At 28.3% G+C, this 21,595-nt stretch carries 23 protein-coding genes and 1 tRNA gene; 6 read left to right on the forward strand and 18 right to left on the reverse strand.

Translation table 11 applies throughout. The annotated features are described in order from the left end of the window. The first annotated feature begins 7 nt into the window (after window positions 1-7). Both BQ5344_RS08510 and mscL read left to right on the forward strand, forming a co-directional pair. Entirely contained in the window at window positions 8-346 is a 339-nt protein-coding gene (locus BQ5344_RS08510) for a hypothetical protein (RefSeq protein ID WP_071124969.1), read from the forward strand. Between the two features lie 200 nt (window positions 347-546). Beyond that, a complete protein-coding gene (gene mscL, locus BQ5344_RS08515; protein WP_071124970.1) occupies window positions 547-948 on the forward strand; it encodes a large-conductance mechanosensitive channel protein MscL in 402 nt (133 codons plus the stop codon). Between the two features lie 205 nt (window positions 949-1,153). Here the strand turns inward: mscL and BQ5344_RS08520 are convergent, their stop codons facing one another. The 8 genes from BQ5344_RS08520 to BQ5344_RS08555 form a co-directional block, all read right to left on the reverse strand. After that, window positions 1,154-1,885, reverse strand: a complete 732-nt coding sequence (locus BQ5344_RS08520) for an amino acid ABC transporter ATP-binding protein (protein WP_205408010.1) — start codon at window positions 1,883-1,885, stop codon at window positions 1,154-1,156. A 69-nt stretch (window positions 1,886-1,954) separates the two neighbouring features. Continuing rightward, window positions 1,955-2,611, reverse strand: a complete 657-nt coding sequence (locus BQ5344_RS08525; RefSeq protein WP_071124972.1) for an amino acid ABC transporter permease — start codon at window positions 2,609-2,611, stop codon at window positions 1,955-1,957. After that, window positions 2,611-3,399 carry an amino acid ABC transporter substrate-binding protein gene (locus tag BQ5344_RS08530; protein WP_071124973.1) on the reverse strand — a complete coding sequence of 263 codons (789 nt, stop codon included), beginning with the start codon at window positions 3,397-3,399 and terminating at the stop codon, window positions 2,611-2,613. The genes BQ5344_RS08525 and BQ5344_RS08530 overlap by 1 nt, the downstream gene beginning before the upstream one ends. Before the next feature lie 199 nt (window positions 3,400-3,598). After that, window positions 3,599-4,588 (reverse strand): YiiG family protein, encoded by a 990-nt coding sequence (locus tag BQ5344_RS08535; protein WP_071124974.1) that lies wholly within the window; start codon window positions 4,586-4,588, stop codon window positions 3,599-3,601. 90 nt (window positions 4,589-4,678) lie between these two features. Further along, window positions 4,679-5,623: an AEC family transporter gene (locus tag BQ5344_RS08540; RefSeq protein ID WP_071124975.1), complete on the reverse strand. Its 945-nt coding sequence runs from the start codon at window positions 5,621-5,623 to the stop codon at window positions 4,679-4,681. Between the two features lie 8 nt (window positions 5,624-5,631). Further along, complete coding sequence (locus BQ5344_RS08545) at window positions 5,632-6,078, reverse strand: hypothetical protein (RefSeq protein WP_071124976.1); 447 nt, start codon at window positions 6,076-6,078, stop codon at window positions 5,632-5,634. A 45-nt stretch (window positions 6,079-6,123) separates the two neighbouring features. Then, on the reverse strand, window positions 6,124-7,218 hold the full coding sequence (mnmA, locus tag BQ5344_RS08550) for a tRNA 2-thiouridine(34) synthase MnmA (protein WP_071125522.1): 1,095 nt from the start codon (window positions 7,216-7,218) through the stop codon (window positions 6,124-6,126). Between the two features lie 321 nt (window positions 7,219-7,539). Next, window positions 7,540-8,034: a hypothetical protein gene (locus BQ5344_RS08555; protein WP_071124977.1), complete on the reverse strand. Its 495-nt coding sequence runs from the start codon at window positions 8,032-8,034 to the stop codon at window positions 7,540-7,542. A gap of 647 nt (window positions 8,035-8,681) precedes the next feature. Between BQ5344_RS08555 and BQ5344_RS08560 the strand changes: the two genes are divergently transcribed. Then, window positions 8,682-10,316: a malolactic enzyme gene (locus tag BQ5344_RS08560; protein WP_071124978.1), complete on the forward strand. Its 1,635-nt coding sequence runs from the start codon at window positions 8,682-8,684 to the stop codon at window positions 10,314-10,316. Between the two features lie 582 nt (window positions 10,317-10,898). Here the strand turns inward: BQ5344_RS08560 and rpmA are convergent. From rpmA to BQ5344_RS08610, 9 genes are all read right to left on the reverse strand, one after another. Further along, on the reverse strand, window positions 10,899-11,192 hold the full coding sequence (gene rpmA / locus BQ5344_RS08565; protein ID WP_021769503.1) for a 50S ribosomal protein L27: 294 nt from the start codon (window positions 11,190-11,192) through the stop codon (window positions 10,899-10,901). A 74-nt stretch (window positions 11,193-11,266) separates the two neighbouring features. Then, window positions 11,267-11,605, reverse strand: a complete 339-nt coding sequence (locus tag BQ5344_RS08570; RefSeq protein ID WP_071124979.1) for a ribosomal-processing cysteine protease Prp — start codon at window positions 11,603-11,605, stop codon at window positions 11,267-11,269. Window positions 11,606-11,653: 48 nt separating this feature from the next. Beyond that, complete coding sequence (rplU, locus tag BQ5344_RS08575; RefSeq protein WP_021769501.1) at window positions 11,654-11,962, reverse strand: 50S ribosomal protein L21; 309 nt, start codon at window positions 11,960-11,962, stop codon at window positions 11,654-11,656. 114 nt (window positions 11,963-12,076) lie between these two features. Continuing rightward, window positions 12,077-12,163: transfer RNA gene (locus tag BQ5344_RS08580), tRNA-Ser, on the reverse strand. Between the two features lie 109 nt (window positions 12,164-12,272). After that, complete coding sequence (locus BQ5344_RS08585; RefSeq protein ID WP_071124980.1) at window positions 12,273-13,043, reverse strand: SDR family NAD(P)-dependent oxidoreductase; 771 nt, start codon at window positions 13,041-13,043, stop codon at window positions 12,273-12,275. A 35-nt stretch (window positions 13,044-13,078) separates the two neighbouring features. Then, window positions 13,079-13,378, reverse strand: coding sequence for a type II toxin-antitoxin system RelE family toxin (locus BQ5344_RS08590; protein WP_071124981.1), 300 nt, complete (start codon window positions 13,376-13,378; stop codon window positions 13,079-13,081). Between the two features lie 341 nt (window positions 13,379-13,719). Continuing rightward, on the reverse strand, window positions 13,720-14,184 hold the full coding sequence (locus BQ5344_RS08600) for a hypothetical protein (protein WP_071124982.1): 465 nt from the start codon (window positions 14,182-14,184) through the stop codon (window positions 13,720-13,722). A gap of 21 nt (window positions 14,185-14,205) precedes the next feature. Further along, window positions 14,206-15,036: a hypothetical protein gene (locus tag BQ5344_RS08605; protein ID WP_071124983.1), complete on the reverse strand. Its 831-nt coding sequence runs from the start codon at window positions 15,034-15,036 to the stop codon at window positions 14,206-14,208. Next, window positions 15,026-16,303, reverse strand: a complete 1,278-nt coding sequence (locus BQ5344_RS08610; RefSeq protein WP_071124984.1) for a hypothetical protein — start codon at window positions 16,301-16,303, stop codon at window positions 15,026-15,028. Before BQ5344_RS08610 ends, BQ5344_RS08605 begins: the two co-directional genes overlap by 11 nt. 223 nt (window positions 16,304-16,526) lie before the next feature. On the opposite strand from BQ5344_RS08610, the gene udk reads away from it, so the two are divergent. The 3 genes from udk to BQ5344_RS08625 are packed head-to-tail and all read left to right on the forward strand — an operon-like array spanning window position 16,527 to window position 19,359. After that, window positions 16,527-17,174 (forward strand): uridine kinase, encoded by a 648-nt coding sequence (gene udk, locus BQ5344_RS08615; RefSeq protein ID WP_021769494.1) that lies wholly within the window; start codon window positions 16,527-16,529, stop codon window positions 17,172-17,174. A 51-nt stretch (window positions 17,175-17,225) separates the two neighbouring features. Then, window positions 17,226-18,563: an FAD-dependent oxidoreductase gene (locus tag BQ5344_RS08620; protein WP_071124985.1), complete on the forward strand. Its 1,338-nt coding sequence runs from the start codon at window positions 17,226-17,228 to the stop codon at window positions 18,561-18,563. Window positions 18,564-18,576: 13 nt separating this feature from the next. Next, window positions 18,577-19,359 (forward strand): potassium channel family protein, encoded by a 783-nt coding sequence (locus tag BQ5344_RS08625; protein ID WP_071124986.1) that lies wholly within the window; start codon window positions 18,577-18,579, stop codon window positions 19,357-19,359. 87 nt (window positions 19,360-19,446) lie between these two features. Here BQ5344_RS08625 and BQ5344_RS08630 read toward each other — a convergent pair whose 3' ends face one another. Beyond that, on the reverse strand, window positions 19,447-20,979 hold the full coding sequence (locus tag BQ5344_RS08630) for a type VI secretion system Vgr family protein (RefSeq protein WP_071124987.1): 1,533 nt from the start codon (window positions 20,977-20,979) through the stop codon (window positions 19,447-19,449). Window positions 20,980-21,595: the final 616 nt, after the last annotated feature.

Here is a 21,595-nt window from a genome sequence, read left to right on the forward strand (position 1 = left end):
ACAAAAAATGACATTAGTTAAAGAAGCTATTTCTGGAGTTATTGATGAAAATGGAAATTTTAATTTTGAAAAGGACAAATTAACTTATTTTAAGGAAATAAAAACATATAGTATTGATAAATTAGATAAAGAAGTTCAAAAATACAATCTTTCAAATGACGAAAGAGTAGGAAAACTAAATAAATGGGAAAAAATTCAATATATCAAATGTTTACTTTCTGATACTTTTGTTTATACTGATAACGGCACTATCAGTAATGAAGCTAGAAAAAAACTGTTAATTTCTCTTAACAAAGTATTTTTTAAAACATTAGAAATGTATAAATCAAAAAAACAAAAAATATAATTTAAAAAATACATTATTATATACTAAAACATTTTAAAATTAATCTCAAAAATTTTATAAATTTTAAACTTAAATAGTTTAATTTTATTATTTGTTATTTGAAAAAATTGAATTACAAAAAAAGTTTATAAAAAAGTTGCAATTCTGTAAAAAATACATTATAATAAACCGTATAAAATTTTGAAAGGAGAATTACTTTAATGTTTAAAGAATTCAAAGAATTTATCTCAAAAGGAAATGTAATGGATTTGGCAGTTGGAGTTATAATTGGTGCTGCTTTTGGAAAAATAGTTACTTCATTGGTTGATGATATAATTATGCCAGTTATTGGAATTATTTTAGGAAAAATTGATTTTTCAAACTTAAAATTTGTTATTACACCTGCTACTGCAACTACACCAGAAGCTGCAGTAAAATATGGATTATTTATTCAAAATATAGTTAATTTTTTAATTATGGCATTTGTCATTTTCTTAATGGTAAAATTTATCAATAAACTAAGAAAACCTGCTGTTAAAATTGCAGAAGAAGTTGCCGAAGCTGTTCCAACAAAAGAAGAAACATTATTAGCAGAAATTAGAGATATTTTAAAAAATAAATAATTTAATTTAAGAAATAATATTACATGTGAACTGTACCAAAAATCTTCTAAGTAAGATAGATGGTGCAGTTTTTTATATGAAAATTAAGTAGAAAAAAACTAAAAGGATTAACTCCTATTTTATATAGAAATCAATCCTTGTTAATTATCTAATTTTAAGCTAAATTTTGAGAATTGACTCATAAATAGCTATAAAAATTAACTTTTTAATTATTTGTATTCAAAAATTCCTTTACTCTTTGAGAAGCTGGATTTTCAAAGATTTGCTGTGAAGTTCCTGTTTCCAGTATTTCACCTTTTTCCATAACAATTATTCTGTCTGAAATTTCACGGACAAAATTCATTTCATGGCTTACAATTAGCATTGTGATTTTTTGCTGTTTCAGTTTTCTTATTATATCCAGTACTTCCTTTACCAGCTCCGGATCCAGTGCTGATGTTGGTTCATCGAAAAGCATAATATCTGGCTGTAATGCCAATGCCCTCGCTATTGCCACACGCTGCTTCTGCCCACCTGAAAGTTCATTCGGAAAACTGTCAATTTTATCCGAAAGTCCAACTAGGTCTAGCATTTTATTGGCAATGTTTTCAGCTTCTATTGTCGTCTTTTTCTTTACAAGTTTTAAAGTTCTGACTATATTGTTTCTAACTGATAGATGAGGAAATAAATTAAATGTCTGGAAAACCATTCCTGTCTTTAGCAGCATTTCCTTTTTTATTTTTTTATCGACATTTTTATCCGCCAAATTATTTCCTTCAATCATTACTTCTCCTGATGTTATGCTTTCCAAATCAACTATGCACCGTAAAATTGTTGACTTACCACTTCCAGAAGGCCCTATTAGCGAAACAACCTCACCTCTATCAACATGCAAATTAATATTTTTCAAAATTACATTATCGCCATACTGTTTTTTTAAATTTTTCAATTCTATTATTTTTTCACTTTCCACGATTTATCTCCCAGTTTCTTATATTTTAATAAAACCATTCGTAAATCAGAAATTTTAAATCCTGATTTTATTTCTTTTTTCAATATTCTTAAATAGCCTGTCAACAGCAAAGCTTAATACTAGATAAATAATAATTGCACAAATATACGGAGTAATATTATAATAAATATTTGCTAGCTCCTTTGTCCGTTTCATTACTTCTGTAACAGCAAGAACATATACAAGGGAAGTATCCTTTATAAGAGTAATCGCCTCATTTCCCAATGTTGGCAGTACTCTTCTTATTGCCTGCGGTAAAATAACGCATATTATTTTTTGCCAATAACTATAGCCTAGTACTTTTGCAGCTTCATGTTGTCCTTTGTCTATGCTTTCAATTCCACTTCTCATAATTTCCACAAGATATGCGGCATAATTTATTATAAATGTAATTGTGGCTGCCATGTACGGTGCAAGAACAATTTTATAACCTCCAAACTTCATTAGCGGTATTCCATAATAAACAACCATTAATTGCAGCATCAAGGGAGTACCACGAAAAATCCAGGTATAAACTGAAATAATAAATTTTACTATCTTATTTTTTCCTGTATACGCCAATGCTCCTAAAATTCCTAACGGGATGGAAAATAAAACCGTGAATATATACAGTACTACTACATTTGGTAAAGTTTTTACCAGTTCTATAAATATTGGTAACGATTGATTCATTAATCTTTAAACCATTTCGAGTAAATTTTTTGATATGTCCCGTCTGCTTTTAATTCCTCAATAGCTTTGTTTATAGCTTCAACTAATTTTGTATTACCTTTTTTAGCTGCAATTCCGTATTCCTCTTCACCATAATTATCATTTAAAATTTGGTACAGTTCTTTTTTAGCTTGAGTTTCTTTTGTTTTTTTAGTATATTTTGCCAATACTTCATCAGCTATAATTGCGTCAACTCTGCCTGCATCAAGATCCATAAACACCTGATCATACTGAGCATAAGTTTTAAATTCCTTAAATTTCTTGTCATCTCCTGATTTTTTCACAGCTTCCTCTCCACTGCTTTCAGTTTGACTTCCAACATTTTTTCCTGCCAAATCGGCTTTTGTATTAATACTTGAACCTGCTTTAACCACTATAAGCTGGTGACTTGTAAAATACGGTTTTGTCATTTCAGTTTCTTTTTTTCTTTCTTCCGTTATAGTAAGTCCGTTCCAAATTAAATCAATATTTCCACCATTTAAATCCAATATTTTAGAATCCCAGTTTATAGGTTTAAATTCAACCTCACTTCCTAATTTTTGAGCAACTGCCTTAGCCAAATCAATATCAAACCCTACAATTTCGCCTTTTTCATCCTTGAATCCCATTGGAACAAATGAATCATCCAATCCAATTACAATTTTCTTAGGAATTCCATCAATATTTTTTCCTTCTTTTTTTTCTTCTTTTTCAACACTACACATAAAAACACTTAGTGCTAAAATCATCAATAACAATATTTTTTTCATAGCTATTTCCTCCTGCTTTTATTTATATAATAACTTTTACAAATTAATTTCTAAACATATTATAATAATAACATTTTTTGAAACCCTTTGTCAATAATTATAATATATAACTTTTATATATTTCAATATATCTTATTTATGATTAAAGATTAAAACATAAGGTGAGCAATAATTACTCACCTCTTTTTATTATTAAATTTTATTTTTTTAATACTAAAACATTAAACACATTTTCTAAATCTGTCTTTGCACTCAAAATATTACTTGCACTCATTACCACATCTTGAATATTTTGGTTTTTCACGCCTGCTACCATTTTTTGTATATTTTCTGATAATAATTTTGAACTTTCTTTTATTTTCTTGAAGTCTTCCTCATTTATATTTTCTTTTTTGGCATTTTCAAGTGTCATTTCAGACACTGCCTTATATGTATTTTGCACGTTTTTATTTGCTTCTTCCAGGATTTTTACTTCATTTTCATCAAAGTTCAAATTATTTTTCCCAAAAGCTATTTTTCCAAAATTATCTACTGAATTTACAAATTTCAAAATATTTAATTTTGCTGTTTTTCCATCTGTTTGTAATTGTTTTTCTATTTTTTGATTAATTATTTGGGCAATTTCATTTAATGAATTAGTAAAAATTTTATGATTTTCCTGTCTATTTTTCAATACAACTTTGTATTTATCATTCAATTCTTCTATTTTTGACAATTTATCAGTTTTATAGTCGCCTTTTTCAAAATAATCATTAATCTCCGTTAACACTTTTTGTTCTTCAATCAATGAATTTAAAAGATTTTCAGCATTTTTATCAATTGCTTCCATTTTTGGAGCTTTTTGCATTACATCCGTAATTTCTTTTATATATTCACCAGTCAAATTAATTGAGTTATCTAAATTTTCAGTAAATGTAGCCAGTTCTGAGATATTTTTTATATTTCCAGCTTGATCAGTAAATTCTTCTTTTTTTATCTCTGTAAAAAAAGCATTCCATTCTTCAGAATTTGGCACATCACTTAATTTCAAATATTCATTATATTTTATGATTTCCTCAGTTGAAATATCCCTTTTCACATCTGTTACTTTCACATTATCCTTGTCATTTTTTTCATTGCCCTTGTTATCACATCCAACAATAACTAACAATGTCATTATGCCAATCAAAACATATTTTTTCAATTTCATTTTTTCCCTCCAGAATACTTTATTTTTATAAACTTAATTATTCTCACAATACTCTGCTATTATACCAAATTTTTATTTATTTAACAAATTTTATACTAATCCTGCAATTTTCAAAATATAAAGCCATCCAGTTAATGTAAAAATACTCATAATTGTAGTAATCACAACAGTTCCCGAGGTTACTGCCCCATTATGCCCCATTCCTCTTGCCATAGTAAATGAAGTTGGAGTTGTTGGACTTCCCAGCATTCCAAGCACAGCAACCAGCTTTTCATCCTTAAATCCAAATTTTATTGCTATTGGCAGAAATATTGCTGTAAGAATTAAGAGCTTAAATGAAGACGAAACTAATACAATCTTTATTTTTGAAAAAACTTCTTTCATGTCAAAACTTGCTCCAAGTGCAAGCAATCCAAGTGGAGTTGCCGCTGCAGAAAATGTAGAAATTGATTTTTTCATAATTACTGGCTGTGGAATTTTTAATAATGCCCAAATCATTCCAGCCAAAATTCCAAGTATTAAAGGATTCTTCATAACTCCCTTTAACGTGTTTTTTAAAACTACTCTATTCAATCTCCCCTGTTTCGGACGAAGTAACATCAAAATCACAACTGAAGCGACATTGTACAACGGGACAGCTCCAATTACCATAAGAGCCACAATTTTAGCCTCTCCATAGACATTCTGCACAAAGGCATAAGCAAGTAAGGCTGCACTGCTCCTGAATCCTGCTTGAATAAATTCCCCACGAATTGACTTATCCTTCAGAAAAAGTGAGATAATACACATTATCGTTATTGAAAAAAATGTTGCAAAAAAGCAGAACATCAGATATTTCAAATCCCAGATTGCCGAAAAATCAGATAGCGACAGTTCTTTAAACAAAAGTACAGGCAAAAGTGCCAAAAATACAAATCTGTTCATCTTATCTGCAAATTCTAAATCTATAATTCCTATTTTCCTAAAGATGTACCCAAGTATCATAAGTAAAAATACAGGCATTGTAGCATTTAAGCAAAATATCAATTCTTCCATTTTTCTCCTTAACTTCCACACGCTACATAAAATACAGGAATTCCGTCTACCTCATTATCTGAATCCATACCTTCAAAAAATACATGATCTCCTAATTCTTTATTCGCCTGCTGATTATGAACTTTTGTCATTAATTCAAGATTTGTAAAATATTTTCCATTATCAGCCTTTAACAACGCTCTTACATCAACTTGAAAATAACCATCGTCTACATATTCTTCCGATAATTCTTCTTCATCAGTCGTTTCATTTTCCAGCAAGTCTTCTTTCCCTTTTATCCATGCCTCATAATCAACATAAATTTCTGACTGTTTAACAGCTATTTCATCAGGCTTCCATTCTCTGTCAACATATTCACGCATTCTATCATAATATGCCTTAATATCCTTATCAAATTCTTCCGTGCTTTCATAAATTTTCTTACTAAACGTCCACATAACATCATTAAGTGCCATATTTTATCCACCTTTCAATTTTTATATTTTGTATAAATTAAAAAACTATTTTATAATTTTGTCAATAATTCCTCCACCAAGACAAACTTCGCCATCATAAGCAACCACAATTTGTCCAAGCGTTACAGCCTTTTGTGACTCATCAAAAATCACTTCATATTCATTTTCATTAAGTTTATTAATCACAACTTTTGTGTCTTTTTGTCTATATCTAAATTTTACAGTACATTCCAACGGAAACTGTACTTCATTTATAAAATTAAAATCTGTTGCGATTAATCCTTTTGAATAAAGTACCGAGTTATCACCCTGTGTTACTATCAGTTCATTTTTTTCCAAATCCTTATCCACAACAAACCAAGGCTCTCCAGTTCCCTCCTTTGTATTTCCAATCCCAATTCCTTTTCTCTGTCCGATTGTATAATACATAAGTCCATTATGATGCCCTAGAACCTTTCCTTGCGTATTTACAATATTTCCACCCTTTGCTGGCAAGTATTGTGATAAAAATTTATTAAAATCACGTTCCCCAATAAAGCAGATTCCTGTGCTATCTTTTTTCTTCGCCGTTGCCAAATTATATTTTTCAGCTATTTCACGAATCTGTGGCTTTGTGTACTCCCCCAATGGAAATAAAACTTTTTCCAGTTGCTCCTGACTTAACTGACAAAGAAAATATGTTTGATCTTTATTATCATCAATTCCTCTTAACATAGTCGATTTGATTTTTCCATCTTTTTCTTCGTGAATAATTCTCGCATAATGCCCTGTTGCCACATAATCAGCCCCAAGTTTCATCGCATAGTCCAGAAATGCACGAAATTTGATTTCCTTATTACACATCACATCGGGATTGGGCGTTCTTCCTTTTTTATACTCATCTAAAAAATATGTAAACACTTTGTCCCAATACTCTTTCACAAAATTCACCGAATAATAAGGTATCTCCAACTGCTCTGCCACAGCAATCACATCCTTATAATCCTCTTCCGCCATACAAACTCCATTTTCATCCTTCTCTTCCCAATTCTTCATAAAAACTCCGATTACATCGTAACCCTGTTCTTTAAGCAAAATTGCCGCAACAGAAGAATCAACTCCACCAGACATTCCTAGTACTACTTTCTTTCTTTTTTCCATAATATTTTCTCTATTCATAAATTCCTATTGCTCCTTCTATTTTTCACAGTTTTTGATTTTTATTTTAAAATTTACTTTTTCTTTATTTTTTATATTTCTTTTTTAAGCATACTTAGTAACAGAATTTATTACAACTTTAAGTTTTTAGCTTTATTTCACAAACAAACAACTTATTATTCATTTAAAATTCAATAGTTTACTATACAATAAATAATATTAGTATAGCACAATATATGAAATCAGGCAAGACTAGTAAATAAATTAAAAAAGAGCAATCTTATATTGAACTGCTCTCTACTTTTTAATTTATATTTTAAGATTTTAATTTACGGCTACTCTTTGTAGAACTTCGATTACATTTAAGTTTTTATCGAGTATAACTACTGTATTGTGTTTTTTATCAAATCCGAAATACAATCTTGCGTATTTTTTTCCATCCAAGGCTACATAGTTATTTACATAATATACACCTTTTTTCCCTGCTGAATAAACTTTATATGATCCATATACTGTACTGTCATCATCAACATCATCATAGATTTTTTCTTGTATTTCTCCACCTGTTTTTTTACCAATTTCATAGCCTTGGATTAATTCATCTATTTTTCCTTTATTATCCTCCATTATAAAAAACGAATATCTTTCAGGATATTTGTTGTTATCAAAACTTCCATCCATCCAGTAATAACCGTTAGGAGTTGCTCCTTCCAACACCTCCTTCAATGAAATTTCCAATGTTTTATTTGAAGGTGTAAATTTTTCTGCAAATACAGACATTCCTATTGCCAACATTGATACTAGAATTAATTTTTTCATAACTTTCCACTCTCCTGCTCTAATTTTGATTTACAAATTGATTTTATCATCCAAACCTTAAAATAAACTGAAGCTTATTTAAAAAATAAAATTTTATATACACTCAAACCTATTTAAAATGAAACTGCTAAAATTATATAAATTAAGAGGTTGAGTTAAGTAGTCATAGCTTTTGAGTTCGCTTTTGAAGAAGTTTTACTATAATATAATTCAAAATATATTAACAGCGGAATGTGTTTATAAACAGAATTTTGTTCTAGTATTTATTTAGCAAATATACTGTTAAGTTTATACCAAACTAAAAATCATACTAGATTTAAATAAAAAATAAACTAAAGGGTAAATGTAATCTTGAAGACACAAAATTATAGATTTCGGGCATTTAACAAAAATTCTTAAGACATATTCAATGCAATTTTTATAATATTTTTTTCATTAATATTCTATCCTTACTAATATTTTAATACATAATTGTCATAATTTTTTAATTTGTTACAATATATTCTTAACATTATTTTACAACAGACAAGAAAAATAATTTAAATAACAGGATAAACAAATTGATTTCCGAATATTTCAGTGTTATACTTGGATTATCTGATTATTACAAAAAATAAATTTGAAATATTATTTAGAGGTGATTATTTATGAAATTAGGTTATGAAATTTTAAACAATCCATTCCTTAACAAAGGTACAGCTTTTACAAAAAAGGAAAGAGAAGAATATGGATTATTAGGACTTTTACCACCGTATATTCAAACTATAGATGAACAGGCAAAACAGGCTTATGGACAATTTCTGAAAAAAAACAAGTTAATTGAAAAAAGACATTTCTTAATGGAAATTTTTAATACAAACAGAACATTATTTTATTATTTATTTAGCAAACACGTAGTTGAATTTATGCCAATTGTTTATGATCCTGTAATTGCAGAAAGTATAGAAAATTATAGTGAATTATTTGTAAATCCTCAAAATGCGGCTTATTTGTCAGTAAAAGAACCAGAAAACATAGAAACTATTTTAAAAAATGCTGCTGACAATAGAAAAATCCGTTTAATTGTCGTTACTGATGCAGAAGGAATCCTTGGAATTGGTGACTGGGGAACTAACGGAGTTGATATTTCAGTTGGAAAACTGATGGTTTACACTGCCGCCGCTGGAATTGATCCCGCTACTGTCCTACCAGTTGTAATTGATGCTGGAACAAATAGAAAAGAGCTGCTGGAAAACGACTTGTATCTAGGAAATAGATTTGAGAGAGTTCGAGGAGATGCATATTATAATTTTATAGACAAATTTGTAAAAACAGCTGAAAAGCTTTTCCCAAATTTATATCTTCACTGGGAAGACTTTGGAAGATTAAATGCGGCAAATATTTTAAATAAATATAAAAATGAAATCGCAACTTTTAACGATGATATACAAGGAACTGGGATTATCACTTTAGCCGGAATCTTAGGAGCATTAAAAATTTCTGGTGAAAAGCTTACTGACCAGATTTATATGTGTTTTGGAGCAGGAACTGCGGGAGCTGGAATTGCCAGAAGAATTTTCAATGAAATGGTAGAGCAGGGGCTTTCTGAAGAAGAGGCAAAAAAACGGTTTTATCTAGTTGACAGACAAGGCTTGTTATTTGAAGACACGGAAGGACTAACTCCAGAACAAATTCCTTTCGCAAGAAAACGGAGTGAATTCACAAATGCAAATGAATTAACTACTTTGGAAGCCGCTGTAAAATCCGTGAGACCAACTATACTTGTCGGAACTTCCACAGTGCCAAATACTTTCACAAAAGAAATAGTTCAAGAAATGGCAAAACACACTGCAAGACCAATAATTTTTCCACTTAGCAACCCAACAAAACTAGCAGAAGCCAGTGCAAAAGATCTTATCGAATGGACAGACGGAAAAGCTCTCGTTGCAACAGGTATCCCATCAGATCCAATAGAACTCAATGGAATTACGTACGAAATTGGGCAAGCAAATAATGCTTTAATCTATCCTGGGCTGGGACTTGGAATTATCGCAACAAAATCAAAGATTGTAAACGACAAAATAATCTCAGCAGCCGCACATTCACTAGGTGGAATAATTGACACAACAAAACCTGGAGCTGCCGTACTTCCTCCAGTATCAAAACTGACAGAATTTTCTGAAACAGTGGCACTAGCAGTCGGACAAAGCGTACTAGACCAAAAATTAAATACAGAATCTTTAAATAATTTAAAAGAAGCAATAAAAAATACAAAATGGATTCCTAAATACAAGGATTTTTAATTAATTTTTGAAATTTTTAGGAGCAAAATAAATTCTAAAAACTTAGATACTTACTGCTTATTTGATAAATGAAAAATACATGGATAGAGTAGATAGGGTTGTAACAAGTTAAAAAATACAGTAAAAAAGATATTTATTGTTATTAACTACTAAAACAGTAGATTTAAACTTATTATAAACTTTTTTTGCAAAGGCTTACTCCCCTTTCTACTAAATAAAGAAATAATATATTTTTATTTTTTTAATAAGTTTAATTTAATTTTTTTCAAAAAAATACTGCATAGTCCTTCAGGTATTATTCATTAAGTTATAGACAACAAAAGATATAAACTAAATTTCAATTGACTTCTTTTACTAAAAAATATATGTACTTGAACTCATTTAAAATTGAAATACTAAAAATTATATAAATATAAGGGTTGAGTTAAGTAGTCATAGCTTTTGAGTTCGCTTTTAAAGAAGTTTTATTATAAATCATTAGAAAAATATCTATTAATAAGTATTTATTTTATAAAATTTAAATAAAAAATACCATCCTATTTCTAAGACAGTATTTCAAAAATATATTATACAATTCTGTTATTATGCTTCTACTCTTTCAGGGTAAATGCTTACTCTTTTTTTACCGCTTCCAAAATTTTCAAATTTTACATACCCATCAGTTAATGCGAATAAAGTGTAATCTTTTCCTAATTTAGCGTTAGTTCCTGCGTGAAATTTACTTCCTCTTTGTCTTACAATAATGTTTCCAGCTTTTACAGCTTCTCCATCATATTTTTTTACTCCTAAATATTTAGGGTTAGAATCTCTACCATTTCTAGTTGATCCTTGCCCTTTTTTTGAGGCAAATAACTGTAAGTTTAATTTTAATAACATTTTCCAACCTCCTCGATTTCTTTTTCATATTTTATTTCTTGGATTTTTTCAAATCTTAATTTGTGAATCAAATTTTATTTTTTTATTACTTTAAGTTTCACAAAATTACTATAACTTTTTGCAACTTCCTTTAAATATGAATACATTGATTCAACCAATATATCTGCATTTTTAAGTTCATCATCAGTCAATCCAGAATTTTTCAAATCACACTCAATATACCCATCTTCCTCAATAAACTTCATTTTTTTCTTAAGTTTTAAAGTTTCAATAAGTCCATTTACTGTCATTTGTCCTACTGATGAAACAGCTGCACAAATTACATCTTCTCCATATTCTGAAAAATTTGCATGTCCTTTTATTTCAAAATATATTATTTTATTTTTTTGTCTTTGAATTTCTATTTTTATCATTCAAACCACAACAGCTTTCACAATCTAAATTTATATTAAAAAATACAATTAAGCATTGATTGATTTAATTTCAATTGCTGTAAAAGATTGTCTGTGCCCTTTTTTTCTGTAGTAAGTTTTTTTGTTATATTTAAAGTTAATTTTTTTATCAGCTTTTCCATGAGATTTAACTGTAGCTACAACTTTAGCTCCTTCTACAACTGGAGTTCCAACTGTTACGTTATCTCCTTCTCCAACTAATAGAACTTCGTTAATTTCGATGTCTGAATCAACATCAGCTGCTAATTTTTCAACTTTTAATACAGTTCCAACTTCTACTTTGTACTGTTTTCCACCTGTTTTAATTACTGCAAACATTTATGTTCACCTCCAAATAATTTATCGCTATCATTGGTATTAGCCACCAATTTTATGCGTATATCTTAATTAGTTTACTATATTTTCACTAATTTGTCAAATTATTTTTATAAATGGCGGAAGTAGAGGGACTCGAACCCACAAGACGTTTAACCGCCCACAGCTTTCCAAGCTGCTGCCATACCATTAGGCGATACTTCCCTTTCCAAAAAATAATTACAAACTATTATACTAAACTTATTTATAAAAGTCAATGAATTTGTTTAGCGTATTTTGTACATCTTTACTATGTATTTACTATCTCAGACCATTATTTATTTTGATTTTTTCTGTAAATATTAAATCCAGTCGCCTGATTTGTAGCCATTATTGTAATATCTGAAATTTGTACGTGTTTTGGCTGGTTTGCAATATAAACTATTATATTTGCAATATCTTCTGGCTTCAATGCCTCAATTCCTTCATAAACCTTCTTAGCCTGCTCTGTATTTCCATGAAATCTTACATTACTAAAATTAGTTTCCACAATTCCAGGCTGAACAGTAGTTACTTTAATATTTTTATCAATTGTATCAATCCTAATTCCATCGCTCAAAACCTTTACAGCCGATTTAGTCGCACAATATACAGCAGCTCCTGCATAAGCATAAATTCCAGCAGTTGAGCCAATATTTATAATATGCCCCTCATCATTTTCAACCATGCTTGGCAAAATTTGTCTTGTAACGTACAATAATCCTTTTATATTAGTGTCTATCATTCGTTCAATATCCACAATATCATAGTCCTGAAATTTATCCAGTCCCAATGCAAGTCCTGCATTATTCACAAGAATATCCACCTTTTTCACATCATCCAATATTTTCTTGGTAAATTTTACAACATCGTTATATTTAGTAACATCCAATACAAAAATATATGCGTTAGTTCCATATTTTCTATCAATATCAATCTTTATTTCCTTCAATTTATCCGCATTTCTAGCACACAAAATCACATTATCCCCATTTTTCGCAAAGGCATAAGCTGTTTCCTTCCCAATTCCACTTGTAGCTCCAGTAATAAAAATATTTCTATTCATAAAAACTCACTCCCTATATTTGAATTTATCATTATTTATTTTAAAAATGATTTTTTTAATTTATTTAAAATCAAATATACTTTACTCCTATGTTCTACTTCAACAGCTAAAACTATTAATTTATCATCTTGTATTTCAACTATTATCCTGTAATTTTTTAATGGTTTGTACTTCCAATATCCTTTTAAATTATGGCTCAAAGCCTCCCCTTTGATTCTTGGATTTTCAGAATTGTTTATTTTTTTCAGAAAATCATAAATTTTTTTACTTATATTTTTATCCATCTTTTGTAATTTTTTTGCTGCATATTTAGATAACAATACTCTGTATTTCACTTAAAATCCCATTTTCTTTCCAAAATCTTCAAGAGGTATCATTGGGGATTTTTTAGCTTTTTCAGATAACTTCACTATTCTTTTTATTTCTGATTTGGAAATTTGTTCATTTTCTTATATTTTATCTAATTCTTTTGATATCAAATTATTAATAAAGTTGTTATCATATTCCAAAACTTCTTTTAACTGTTTTTGTTTTTTTTCGTTTAATTCAACATCTATAATCATAGTATTTCCTCCTAAAATAAATTTTGTAATTTTTTTAGAAATCGAATGATTTTTAAGTTCATTTAATAGAACATTTATATTTTTATTATACCACAAAATTTTCATTATAAGTATTATTTTATATCAAGTTTATTTTTTTGATGAAATTTTTGTCTCAACTTCAGCTTAAAAATTCCAATTCCTTTTTCAATGCTCATTTCCTGTGAAAAATTATACACAAACATATTTGTAAATTTCAAATCCATTTTTTTATTTGAACCCAAATCAACAAACATTTCCAAATTTCTGTAATCACTTTTTTCCAGATAGGATTCTGCCCATTCTACTAAATCTATTATATTCTTTTTATTTTTTTCATACAAATCATCATTTATGCTCTCATTTTCTACATTATTTCCTGTATTTTCCAAGTTTGAAATAATTTTTCCAATTATTTCCATTTCTACTGTGCTTCTGCTGTTTGCAAGATTTGTATCTTCTGCAAGACCGATTTTATATTTTACTTCCATAATTTCATCTTCACTTACATTTATTTCCTTTTTATTTTCCTCATCTGTAATTTTCAATCTATATTTCATTTATTCCACCCCTTTATTTTTCTAAAAAACTGCTATTTCATCAATTTTTGCTGTTTCATCAACATTTACAACTCCAAAATGATTTTCCCAAAATACTTTTAATTCTATTTCAAGTTCCAGGAACAGTAATTCCAAAGTTTTTATTTTTGCAATATTTACCTTATTTTTGGGTTTATTTATATAAACTATTATTTTATTTTTTTCTGATTTTTGTCTATAAATAAGCGAATCAATAAAAAAATACTTTATTCCCAATCTAAAATTTTTCATGCAATTTACATTATTTATTTTTTCATTATAAATTAAAAGTGCTATATATTGTTGTTCTTCGCTATTCAAAAGTAAAAAATACTTTTTCAAGCTTATTCCTAGAATTCCTTTTTTTATATCTTCTGAAATTTTTTCACAAATAACATCAATTACCGTTGTTCCACTAACAAAATCAAGTTCCTGCAAATAATTTATCGCATTATTTTCAATATTTTTCTTAAAATTTCTTAAAACAGGTATACTTTCCTTTTCTTCTTTAACTATGTTGTTCCTGCGTCTAAAACTATTTATTTTAGACTCTTTTTTAGGTACAGTTTCCATTGTCAGATTTTTAATTTTAGTATCTTTCTCCAGTTTATTTTCAAACTCAAAAAAATTATTATAATGATTCAGAAAACTGGTAAAAATCTTATTAAATCTCACATAAGGATTCACTTTTACAGTCTTGTTTTTTTCAAATTTATTATTCAAAAAATCTGTATTTACCTCAATATATGCTGAAATATTATTTTCCAGTTCAAATTGCACATTTGGAGGGACTGCCCATATATATGTGTATCCTTTTTTATTTTTATTCGCCATACAGGTACCCCCTGCATTCAAATTCATTATAATCATTTTGGATTTCTGAAATCAAAAAACTCACTTTATCTTCTGAATAATCATCAAAATCCTTTATTTCCAGAAACAAATTCATCTTTGGCTTTTTATCAGAATATCCCTTTTGAAAATCATTTCTCAAACTTTCATTACAGTCATAAGTATCTAGATTTTTTTCAATATTTTCTTTAAAATTAATATCTTTTAACAAAATTTTATCTTTTGTAAATTCATATTCCAAAAAATATTTTTCTAAAAATGCACGACTTCTAGTATTTTTATTTTTTGTTTGAATTTTATCAATAAAGCCCTTATTTCTAAAATTTGTAAAATGAAAATAATCTTCTTGATTCTCGCTACTTTTTCCATAAAGTTCAAGAATTTTTCTACATTTTTTGATTGGCTTTATTGAAAATACATCCCAAATATCGCCTGTATTTTTCTTTGAAACAATATTTAATTTGTTTTTTCCGCTGTAATAGCAGCACAAAATATCTTCATTTTCATGATTTGATACCAAAATTTGTTCATCACTTTCAAAATTTATTGTATATTCAAAAGATAGGTCAATTTTGGTCGGACGTACAAAGATAGTGCTTATAATCTTTTTCTTTTCAATATTCCAAAGCAATTTCCTGCCTCTTAGAATTTTTTCCTGAATTTCTTCAAAATCATAAGTAATCTCATATTCTCCATTTTGAATTTTCTCCAAAATATCCTGTGGCATATCAAAACCATACTCAGCCAGTTTAACCCTATAACACCTCATAAAATGTGACATATTAATGGTTTTCCATTTTTTTCCATTAAGTTCAAAAGAATTATGCAATTTCTTTATTTCATCAAAATATCTTTCATCTTTTACAAGCCTTACCTTAATCTCATAATTATCTCCATCAATATCTATCCACCCAAAAAATTCCCTTTCCAGAACTTCCTCAATCTTATGTAAGCTCAAATTCAAATATACATTTTCCAAATAAATATCCTTATAATTCTCATCAAGAATATCTATTTTATCAACTACAGGAAAAAAAACTCCGTCCATCTTAAATACATTTTCTTTTTCTGCTAATATCGTTTCAACAAAAATATCTTCATATTCGGAAATTTCATTAATTTTTGCTTCTAAAAACTTATCTTTGATTTCTCGAAACCTCTCCTCCATCTCCAAATTCAACTCAAAAAACATCTCTCTTAAAGTTTTTCCAAGCATTTCCTTCTCAAAAATTTCATTCTCTCTATTCATAACCCCTCCAATGTTTAACTATATTTTAATTTTACCATATAATTAAATTTTTTTCAAACATTTTTATTAATTTTTTAATTTTTAAAAAATATACAATTTTAAACTTTTACATTATTGTAAAACTGCAAAAAAAATGCTAAAATTATTTAAAAACTATAAAAAGATACAAGTCTTCTAAAAAAATTCAAAAATTACTAAAATTTATTCAGGAGGAAATATTTTTATGAGCTATCAAACTATAATTGTCGGAATTGCTGGAGGTACTGGTTCTGGTAAGACTAGCGTTACTCAAGCCATAATTAAAAACTTGGAAAAAACAGGTATTTACTCAATTTTGCTTGAACAGGATTCATATTACAAGAGAAATGATCACTTGACTTATGAAGAGCGAACTGCATTGAATTATGATCATCCAGATGCAATTGACTTTGACTTGCTTGAAAAGCATATACTTGCATTGAAGGATGGAAAATCTATTGAAAAGCCTATTTATGATTTTCAGGTTCATAACAGAGTTGATGAGACTCAGCATATTGAGCCTGCAAATATAATTATTGTTGAAGGAATTTTAGTCCTTGCAATATCAAAAATTAGAAGTCTTTTTGATACAAAAATTTTTGTTGATACTGATGATGATGAAAGACTGCTTAGAAGAATCGAACGAGATTTAAACGAACGGGCAAGAAGTTTTGAAAGTGTAAAAAATCAGTATATAAATACAGTGAAACCAATGCATTTGGAATTTGTTGAGCCTTCCAAAAGATATGCAGATGTTATAATTCCACGCGGGAAAGATAACAAAGTAGGTATAAATATGGTAGCAAGCAGACTTAGGTATCTATTTAATAAAATGAATCAAGAACAAAAATAACAAAAAATGAAAGGAGTGTATGATTTTATAAATTATCATACAAAAAATATTATGAAAATAGTTGTAATTGGAGGCGGAGCAGCTGGAATGATGTTTTCGACTCAATATAAAAAAGCAAATCCTGAAGATGAGGTTATTTTATTTGAAAAATCATCTTATGTGGCTTGGGCTGGATGTCCAACACCTTATTTTATTGCTGATGAATTGAAAAAAAGTGATGTCCTTCATGGAACACCTGAAGATTTTATAAAACGTGGTGTTAATGTAAAAATTCATCATGAAGTTACAGAAATAAATTTTCAAAATAAAACTGTAACAGTAAAAGGGGATGAAATTAACGGAATAATCTTTTACGACAAACTGGTAATTGCCGTTGGGGCAAAATCATTTGTACCAAATATTACGGGCTATTCAAAGGATTTGGAAAATGTGTTTACTTTATCTCATGCAGAACATGCCTTTAAAATAAAAGATTATCTTAATGAAAATAAATCAAAATTAAAAAATGCAGTTGTTGTAGGAGCTGGATTCATTGGGCTTGAAATGGCTGAATCATTTAAAAAAAATGGATTAAATGTTACACTTATTGAAAAAGCTGATCAAATTTTTCCAAATGTTTCTGAAAACTTGAAAAAAAGAATTTATAAAGAAATAGAAAATAATGATGTTGAATTAAAATTAAACTCTGGCGTTTCAGAAATAATTTCTGAAAATAATGTAGCAAAATCGGTAAAACTGGATAATAGCGAAACTGTAGACTTTGATATTGCATTATTTAGTATTGGAATTACTCCAAACATTGATTTCTTGCCGAAAGAATTAAAAACTGATTCTGGAAAAATTGTTGTAAATGATAAATTTGAGACAAATATTAAAGACGTGTATGCAATTGGAGATTGTATTTTTAATAAATATTACAAAACAAACAGAAATTTATACGCTCCATTTGGAGATGTGGCAAACAAGCACGGAATGTTCCTTGCAAAATATCTATCTGGAAAAAACGTTAGCTGGAAAGGGTTAATCCGTTCTTTTGCAACCTCATTCTATGATGTAAAACTAGCACAAACTGGACTTTCCCTAAAAGAAGCCCTGCAATTAGGTTACAATGCTGATATAGTTTCAATGAAAGCAATGTATAAAAATTCTGGCTTTGAAGACTCTGTTCCTGCAAGTGCCGAAATTATTTACGATAAAGATAAAAAAATCATTCTTGGTGGAGCAATGGTTGGAAAAGAAGCTGTTGCACAATTTGTTGATCAGATGGCTATTGTTATTGCACTTGAAACACCTATTGAAAAATTCATAGAAATTGACTTTGCATATTCTCCAACAAATGCAAGTGTTTGGAATCCGTTATTAGTAACATATAGAAAGGTTATTAAATAAAACAGGAGTTTTTATGAAAAAGAAAATTGAAAAATTACATAAAAACAAAAGATTCCGTATAAGTTACCAGGTTATTTTTATTTTCTTGGCATTATACAGCTTTGTCACTACACTTTTAGATTTACACGGTGATATTAGTATTTTTAATAATCCAATTCTGGAATTTATTGATGTATCAATCTATTTAATTTTTGCAGCTGATTATTTTATACGTTTTACGAATTCAGACAATAAATTAGATTTTATTGAAAGCAATATCCCTGATTTAATCTCAATTATTCCGTATTATTCTATTTTTAGGCTATTCAGAATTTTTAAGATTAGACGTTTAGCCAGAGTTTTTAAGCATTTAAAGCTGACAAAAGCTTATTTGTCTGTAAAAAAATTCTACAAAAAAATAAAAAAATTTTTGAGAGCAAATGGACTTATTTATTTGTTAATATTTGCTGTACTTGGAATCATAGTATCAGCCCTAATAGTTTCCTATGTTGAAAAACTCTCGTATTTTAATAGCCTATGGTGGGCTTTTGTAACTGCGACTACTGTTGGTTATGGAGATGTATATCCACATACATTTATTGGAAGAATAATTGCTATTTTTCTGATACTCATTGGAATGGGAACTTTTGGAATGATTACGGGAGCAATCACAAGTTATTTCTTAAATCGGCAAACTGATTTAATTCCAGATGATGATTTAGATGAATATGTTTTAAATTCCCAAAACTATACAGATACAGAAAAACAGGAAATTATAACTTTTATACAATTTATAAGAAACAAAAGAAAAAAATAAATTATACTAAAATCTTTTCAATACAGGAAGAACAGTTAGTTTTAACTAACCTTATTATTCTCCTGTATTTTTTATTATTAACTACTATTAATTACTGTGAACTTTTTTCCCTTTAATTCTCACATCTGAACTTAATGATTCCATCGTTATTTCCTTCTCTTTCCCAATAATATTTATCTTAGAGCCATAAAAATCAGCATCCCCAATCGACTCTATCCCCAAATAATTATTAGAAGCCACTATCATATTTTGATTAGCCTTATTTACAAAATTATCTGCATTTTCAACTATATTTGGTGATTCTACGCTATATTTCTCAGTCGTTTTCACTTCAAAACTGTTCAAATTCAAGCTAAAATTAAAATCACTCTGATTAACCTGAAAATTTCTTTTGGTATAATCACTAAATCTTCCATTTCCTTTATTGTTTATTGCCCACGAAACTTTTGCAAATCGCTCATCTTCATTTGGAAAATAAACTTCCACAGTATCATTGATTTCAGGAGTACAGAAAAATCCAGTATTTGTTTGCGAATAAAAGGTCTGATAACTTAACGGAAATCTTTTTATTCCATAATCATCGTACGCTTTGTCATTACTTTCCTCATTGCTTCTTTCCTGAACAATTTTTTTCAGCCCTTCTGCAAATCTGACTTCCATTTTCGCAATTCCGCTATCTTCAAACACCCGTTCAACATTTGCTTCAATTCTACACCCTTTTATTTTTTCATTATATTTCTTGAATATGTGATAACCGCTCATATCTGTTGCTAAAAATTCACTTTTTAAAATAAAATCCTTCAAAAATATCCTAGTTTTTAATACAGAAAAATTGCCTTTATTCCCACCAGAATCTTTATCATTTCCTTCATTTTCTACAGCATTTTCAGAAATGGAAACAATATCTCCCAAATTTATTACTTTATTTGACTGCACTTTATAATATAGATTTTTGTAATCTCTTACCAGCGAATAATCTGAAAAATATTTATTTTCCTTCTTAATTTCTCCCATTTCCACGATTCCAAACAATACTATCCCCTGTTCTATTACAAACATCCCAGTTTTTAATTGACTTGCAAGCCTTACCAAAAATTCCCAGTCTGTTTCATCAAACTGAACAATCAGGCTACCTATCTGCTTTTTGGCAATATCAGAATACTTTATTTCCAGCTTTTTATCAGCATAATCCTTATTAATCTCATCAATTATATCTGAAAACATTAAATTCCTATCCTGAAAAACCCTATACTTCTTCTCATTTTTCCTGTCAAAAAGCACACTTTTAGAAAACGCCTTCATCAAAATTCTGCACCCATAACTCCCATAATCCAGAATCTCAAAATAATCAACAATTCCGCTAAAAACTTTTCTTTTGATATCCTTATCTGCATTAGCAAGCTCAATTTCAATCCCAACATCTTCCTTTTCAATAATTCTTTCCAGATTTTTTCTCTGCTCATCATCCATTTCCAATTGAATTTCCAGCTTCTGATGTTCATTAATATTTTCATCCAATACAAATTCCTGAATCACAAAATTCTCTAACTTTGTTTTATTCAGTATGATTCCAATATTTTTCCCTTCATACATATTTTCAACATTTACATCTTTACTCATTTTTACCACCTCAATTATTTCCTTTTATTAATTTTATTTAACAATCATTTTACAGTTTAATCCTTAAGTATTAAAATAAAAGATTTTTTAATTTCAGATTATTTTGACTAATAATTATTTTTTTATTTATATTTTTCAAAATTTTTTTAACGTAAGGGCATCAATCGCCATGCCCTTACAACCCTGCTTTACGCAAAACTTTTTTATAGAAAAAAATAGAACTCGCTTTTGAATAAAAGTTATTTCAAATATAAATAAATATATCCAATTTATAATTTTATCCAAAAGCTCAAACAACTATTTTTTTCTAACAAAATTTTGCTTATCACTCTTTTTATTATAATTGTTATAATTAAATTTAAAGTGTCGTGATTTTTTTGGAATAAAAACGACTGTTTGAGCGAAGTTTTACGTAGCGAGTTTCGTTTTTGTTTCAAAAAAATACTTAGACGAGCGGGGATTGTAAAGGGGATGGCAATTGATCCCCTTTACGTTATAAAAAAGAAAAAATTTATAAATTATCAAAAAATCTTTATTAACAACAAATCTTCTTGCAAAAATTAGAAATAATTATTAATTTTTATACTTAAGAAAGTATTTTTGTAATAATTTTTAT

The organism is Leptotrichia massiliensis (assembly GCF_900104625.1).
In the GTDB taxonomy this organism is placed as follows: Bacteria; Fusobacteriota; Fusobacteriia; order Fusobacteriales; family Leptotrichiaceae; genus Leptotrichia; species Leptotrichia massiliensis.